The sequence below is a fragment of the Candidatus Egerieousia sp. genome, from assembly GCF_056211015.1.
The window spans coordinates 1-6000 of sequence record NZ_JBAELF010000090.1 but is presented as its reverse complement, the minus strand read 5'-3'; the positions used below and the strand labels follow the sequence as shown (position 1 = coordinate 6000).

Genomic DNA, 6000 nt, shown 5'->3' with positions numbered 1-6000 from the left:
ATTGAGTGCTCTACTGTTCCTTCCTCCAAACCATCTTATTCACTATCCCCACATAGCTCTGGATAATCTTCACCACCTTGGTGCTGACGTTCTGGTCGGTGTAGTCCGGCACGGGGATGCCGTGGTCGCCATTGGCGTTCATCTCTACGGCAGTGTCAACGGCCTGAAGGAGGCCCTTCTCGTCGATGCCGCTGATGAAGAAGCAGCCTTTGTCGAGGGCCTCGGGGCGTTCGGTGCTGGTGCGGATGCAGACTGCGGGGAAGGGGTGGCCGATGGAGGTGAAGAAGCTGCTCTCTTCGGGGAGGGTGCCGCTGTCGGAGACTACTGCGAAGGCGTTCATCTGCAGGCAGTTGTAGTCGTGAAAGCCGAGGGGTTCGTGCTGGATGACGCGGGGGTCGAGGGTGAATCCGCTTGCTTCGAGCCTTTTGCGGCTGCGGGGGTGGCAACTGTAGAGGATAGGCATATCGTATTTGGCGGCCATTGCGTTGATGGCACTGAAGAGGCTGAGGAAGTTGCGCTCGGTGTCGATGTTCTCTTCGCGGTGGGCGGAGAGGAGTATATACTGCTTTGGCTTTAGCTTTAGCTTTGGCAGGATGTCGGAGGCTTGTATCTGGGCGAGGTTCTGGTGCAGGACTTCGGCCATGGGGGAGCCGGTGACGTAGGTGCGTTCGCGCGGGAGGCCGCATTCGGCAAGGTAGCGGCGGGCGTGCTCTGAGGATGCGATGTTGACATCGGAGATGATATCTACGATGCGGCGGTTGGTCTCTTCGGGGAGGCATTCGTCTTTGCAGCGGTTGCCGGCTTCCATGTGGAAGATGGGGATGTGGAGGCGTTTGGCTCCGATGACGCTGAGGCAGGAGTTGGTGTCGCCCAGGACGAGGACGGCATCGGGCTTGGTCTCGACCATCAGTTTGTAGCTCTTGTCGATGATGTTGCCCATCGTGGCTCCGAGGTCTTCGCCTACGGCTTCCATATAGACGTCGGGGTCGGCGAGCTGGAGGTCGCGGAAGAAGATGCCGTTGAGGTTGTAGTCGTAGTTCTGGCCTGTGTGGGCGAGGATGGTGTCGAAGTACTGGCGGCATTTATTGATGACTGCCGCAAGGCGTATGATTTCGGGCCGTGTGCCCACAATGATGAGCAGCTTGAGCTTGCCGTTGTTCTGGAAGGAGGTCATGTCTGTTTCGTTATTTTGTTGCGTTAGTCTGCTATTATAGTAACTGCAGTTATTTCTTTTTTGCTCACGCTGTTGCAGGTGGCTTTTTTCTCATCGAACACGACAAGGTTTACGCCTTTATCGTACAGTGAGCTTCTGAAAATGATACCGTCAGCACCTTTGTGCTTACAGAATTCACAAATCAGCTGGGTCGGTACATATTCTATCTCTTTGTCATATCTTCGGAGGGGTTTCGACATATCGTGACTTATCAGTTCGATAATCACTCTTTTTTTACAGACATCGACCAGAGAAGATGTGGAAGATGTGGAATATGCGTAAAACAGGCTTATGTCGTTTGTGAAGTTCACGACCTTCAAGTCTTCTTGAATAATGAACTTGCCAACATACAGTATGTCTTTGAATAGAGAACGTACTTCATAATAAGTTGTCTCCATTGGCGAACTGAGATATAGATACGGTATGCCGAACGGATTGGCGCGTCCTGCGGTAGCCTGTTCTTTAGGAGGGCAGCCCATGTCTGACGGTTTCAGTCTTATCCTGCTTTCAGGCAAGACTCTTGATCTGTAAAAAACAGCATCTTTATTGATTGTTTCGTCCGGCTTCAGGTATGCTTCCCATTTGAATGAGGTCAAATCGGCGAAGAAACGCTTCTGCTCCCGCACTTCGGTCTTGAGTTTGTCCCATTCTGTAGAACACCTTTTGATTTGAGGGATAAAAGACATCTTTGAATTCGACTTTATCTTTTTCCCTGTTTTTTGGAATAATTCGTTCAAAACCTTTTTGGAGAATTGAACGTTTTCGAAGATTCCCAAGTTTACAAAAAGGCTGGAAATAGGAGTTCCTTTATCATCAAGCTCGAATAAGCTCAAGACAGCCTCGAAGAAATCAGCCAACTCCTCTATCTCTATCACAGGACAGGTGTTTCCGGACACATCACATTTCACCACTTCTGAAGTGGCTGACTCTATGAAGTTTCGGATTTCCTTATCCTTAAAACAACACGACCCGATTTTCATGGATTATATGCCTAAGTTATGGATTAATTCCAAATGGTTTTCAATTGAAAGTTTTTTGATTACACCAAGTCCCGGATATTTCTGCGACCCGGGTTTGACCATACTGATTAGTTCTCTTACAGCTGCGGTACTATCCTGCCTGTTAGAGAAAAACGTGTCAATCTTTGAGCATGCCTCGAAAAATTTGTTTGCTATATCACGGTTGCTGTCATTCGTATCGGAAACGAAGTGGCCCACATAGATTTCTCTCTTTGAATGCTGGTACGTGATATGAATGGCGACAGCCCAGGGAAGACGGCCTCCATCCTGAAATATCTTTGGCAGTGTGGTATAGTCAGAAAAACCGTGTAAGCCCTCTCTTTTGTAGAAGAATGGTCTGTCAGTAAACAACTCGTTCTGAACTTCAAGGTAATCCGCATTTCGAGGTCTTTCATTGAACTTATCGTCCAGACAAATAATCTTCTTGTCCGGAATATCCACCAGGTCCGCAATATTGGCGCTGGAATAATTGCCGGCTACTATGTACTCTATTCTCGAATCCGACAGTATTCCAATATTTGTATCATTTGTGTCAAGTCCGTCCTTAAAGATAATCATGATGCCGTTCATCTCTCCATACTTTGAAAGTACTGACGGGACATCTGATATTTTCTTGCAGACGAATGCGGGAATCCAATATTCCCGTACATCATTCAGAGTGGGTATCTGTTCAAGCAGATTGAGTGTTGCGTGTTTCAGTTCTCCTTCTTTTGAATTGAGCACAAGTGCAAACTTGAAGGAAGATGATACCAGAGTTTTTATACAAGTCTGTAAACTGGCTACCGCTTTATTGACAGGCTCAATTATAGGAACAATGTCCGTTGAGTTCAAATGTGTAGAGACATACTCTCTGATTGCGAGCAGCTCAAACTGTTTACCTCTTAGATATGGATAGTACATAGTTATATTGTTATCGGGGTTGATAATGTTGTGATGATTGCCTCGGCCTCTTTCTGTCGCAAATTCATTGACAGGCATATCTGACGGATGAATTCAGGATATTGTTTCAGTTCGTTGATAATGCCTTTCCGAGTCTTTACCTGATTAATAAATTCTGCTGACAGATATTCTGCCGGAATTTCGTATAGCATTTTTTCGCAGGCTTTGAACATTTCAAAGCAAGAGACATCGGGAAGATATCCAAAGTAGTTTTTGACAATGTTTTTGTATTCTTGAGTTCTTAATGTGGTCATTAAGATATGTGGGTCTATTCCCGCATTCTTTTGTGCCTCCCGTTGTACTGAAAATTGAATTTTGCCATTTTCTCTGGAGAGGAGTACGATACCTGTTTTTTCTTCGAGATATGTTTCGTAGAAATCTTTTTGCTCGAATGGGACTACGACATAGCACTTTTGAAAAATGCTGGAATAATCTTTCAACTGTTTATCGAGCCTTTTGGTGGAATCGTACTCTGTTTTGATTTCAAATGCTCGGCTCTCGCCATTAAAAAGGGCAATATCCACTATTGAATTTCCTGCTCTGAATTCGTTGAAAGCAACGGTGTCTTTCCGCCTGAAATGTGTGTTTATCGCTTTTTTTATCAGTTCGTTCTTATATACATATTCGCATCTGTAGTGCTTTGATATCTCTTTGTAGATGTAAGCGAGATAGTCTAAATATGTGGGGAAAGAGCACTTCTCGTATTGGCTGATTTTCTTACTGATGGCCGAGCAGTCTCCGTATTTGAGCACATCAGAGAAAATGCTTCGGGAGAATAGACCGGCATAATCCTGATATTGGTATGTTTGAACTCGGCTCATTTGTTTCTATTGTTCAATAAGGGTTAAATATACGAACAAGTTTTTATGTTTCACTCTTTACAGACGGTTATTTACCGGCCAATCTATCTCGACCTATACCGGATCTCCGTAGGTGTCGGGGTGCGCAGGGTCGAAGATTTCGTTGCAGTACATTATGGTGACGAGGTCTTCGGTCTGGCTCAGGTTGATGATGTTGTGGGTGTAGCCGGGGAGCATGATGACGGATTGTATCTTGTCGCCGGTGACTTCGTATTCCTGGATGAGGGGCTGTCCGTCAGGGCCTATCTGGCCGGGACGGGGATTTTCGGGCCGCATCCGGATGAGGCCGTGGCCTTTGACTACGATGAACTGTTCCCATTTGGTGTGGTGCCAGTGCTCGCCTTTGGTGATTCCGGGCTTGGAGATATTTATGCTGACCTGCCCTGTCTTCGGTGTGTGGAGCAGTTCGGTGAAGCTGCCTCTTTGGTCGCAGTTCATCTTGAGGTCGAAGATGGCTTTGTCTGCGGGCAGGTAGCTGAGGTAGGTACTGTAGAGCTTTTTGGCGAAGCTGCCGTTTTCGATTTCGGGTATGAGGAGGGTTTGAGGCATCTGCTTGAACTGGTGCAGCAGCTCGACTATCTGCCCGAGGGTGGCCTTGTGGGTCACGGGGCAGTAGCAGTAGCGACCTTGCGCAATACGCGAGTCACTCGCGTCCGCGCAACTTTCTGACGGGATGACGTTGAGGCCGTCAAATTCGCAATGACGCTCTTCACCCTTTAAGCAGGCTATCATCTCTTCTACGAGGTCATCTATGTAGAGGAGTTCGAGCTCTACGCTTGGGTCGTTGACCTGTATGGGGAGGTCGTTGGCTATGTTGTTGCAGAAGGTGGCCACGGCACTGTTGTAGTTCGGGCGGCACCATTTGCCGAAGAGGTTCGGGAAACGGTAGATCAGCACCTTGGCACCCGTCTGGCGGCCATATTCCAGGAAGAGGTCCTCGCCCGCCTTTTTGCTGCGGCCGTATTCGCTGTTGCCGAAGCGTCCGGTGAGGGAGGCCTGCTGGCTGCTGCTGAGCATCACGGGACAGGTGTTGCCGTACTTCCTGAGGGTGTCGAGAAGGGTGCTGGCAAAGCCGAAGTTGCCCTTCATGAACTCGTCCTGATTCTGCGGGCGGTTGACGCCTGCCAGGTTGAACACGAAGTCGGCCTGTTCGCACCATTGCTCCAGCTGCTCCGGGGTGGAGTCGAGGTCGTATTCGAAGACTTCGTCGATGGTTTCGTACACACGCGAATCATTTGCGTCTGTGCAACCTATGCCCCAGTGTCGGGATTTGCCGTCACGTATGTTCTTGAGTTCGAGGCATAAGTTTCTGCCTACAAAGCCTTTAGCCCCTGTTACTAGTATCTTCATTTGGCGAGGTTGGCAATGCCGTTGAGTTCGTTCTGGATGTATTGGAGGCTGGCGATTTTGGCCTTGGTCTGAGCTACGTCTAAACGGGTGGTGTTGTCGGAGTTGAATTCGGTGAGGACGTTGCGCTTTTCGTCGCCTTCCTTGAAGAATTTGTCGTAGTTGAGGCCTCGGTTGTCGGCTGGGACACGGTAGAAGTTGCCCATATCGACGGCTTTGGCGCATTCTTCGTTGGTGAGGAGGGTTTCGTACATCTTCTCTCCGTGGCGGATGCCGATGACCTTAATCTCCTCCTTCTTGCCTCCGAACAGTTCGCATACGGCCTCGGCCTGAGTCTGGATGGTGCAGGCAGGAGCTTTCTGGACGAGGATGTCGCCATTCTGGCCGTTTTCGAAGGCGAAGAGCACAAGGTCAACGGCTTCTTCGAGCGACATTATGAAGCGGGTCATCTTGGGCTCGGTGAGGGTGATGGGGTTGCCGCTGCGGATCTGGTCTATCCAGAGGGGGATGACGCTTCCACGGGAGCACATCACATTGCCGTAGCGGGTGCAGCAGATTTTGGTGCCGTGGAAGGTGCCGTCTTTGTCGTAAGTGCCTGAGTTGCGGGACTTTGCGACTGCTA

6 protein-coding genes are annotated in these 6000 nt (G+C 48.9%); all 6 read right to left on the bottom strand.

Going from position 1 to position 6000, the window contains the following annotated elements:
- Nucleotides 1-10 precede the first annotated feature (10 nt).
- Nucleotides 11-1174, bottom strand: coding sequence for a non-hydrolyzing UDP-N-acetylglucosamine 2-epimerase (wecB, locus tag AC06L3_RS06695; protein ID WP_475669848.1), 1164 nt, complete (start codon nucleotides 1172-1174; stop codon nucleotides 11-13).
- A gap of 23 nt (nucleotides 1175-1197) precedes the next feature.
- Nucleotides 1198-2088, bottom strand: coding sequence for an RES family NAD+ phosphorylase (locus AC06L3_RS06690; protein ID WP_475669847.1), 891 nt, complete (start codon nucleotides 2086-2088; stop codon nucleotides 1198-1200).
- A gap of 108 nt (nucleotides 2089-2196) precedes the next feature.
- The gene (locus AC06L3_RS06685) at nucleotides 2197-3132 is read right to left on the bottom strand and encodes a sce7725 family protein (protein WP_475669846.1); all 936 of its coding nucleotides are present in this window, start codon (nucleotides 3130-3132) and stop codon (nucleotides 2197-2199) included.
- A 2-nt stretch (nucleotides 3133-3134) separates the two neighbouring features.
- A complete protein-coding gene (locus tag AC06L3_RS06680) occupies nucleotides 3135-3992 on the bottom strand; it encodes a sce7726 family protein (protein ID WP_475669845.1) in 858 nt (285 codons plus the stop codon).
- A gap of 93 nt (nucleotides 3993-4085) precedes the next feature.
- Entirely contained in the window at nucleotides 4086-5381 is a 1296-nt protein-coding gene (locus tag AC06L3_RS06675; RefSeq protein WP_475669844.1) for a polysaccharide biosynthesis C-terminal domain-containing protein, read from the bottom strand.
- Nucleotides 5378-6000 (bottom strand): polysaccharide biosynthesis protein (locus AC06L3_RS06670; RefSeq protein WP_475669843.1); only part of this gene is annotated, 623 nt, incomplete at its 5' end. The genes AC06L3_RS06675 and AC06L3_RS06670, both read right to left, overlap by 4 nt.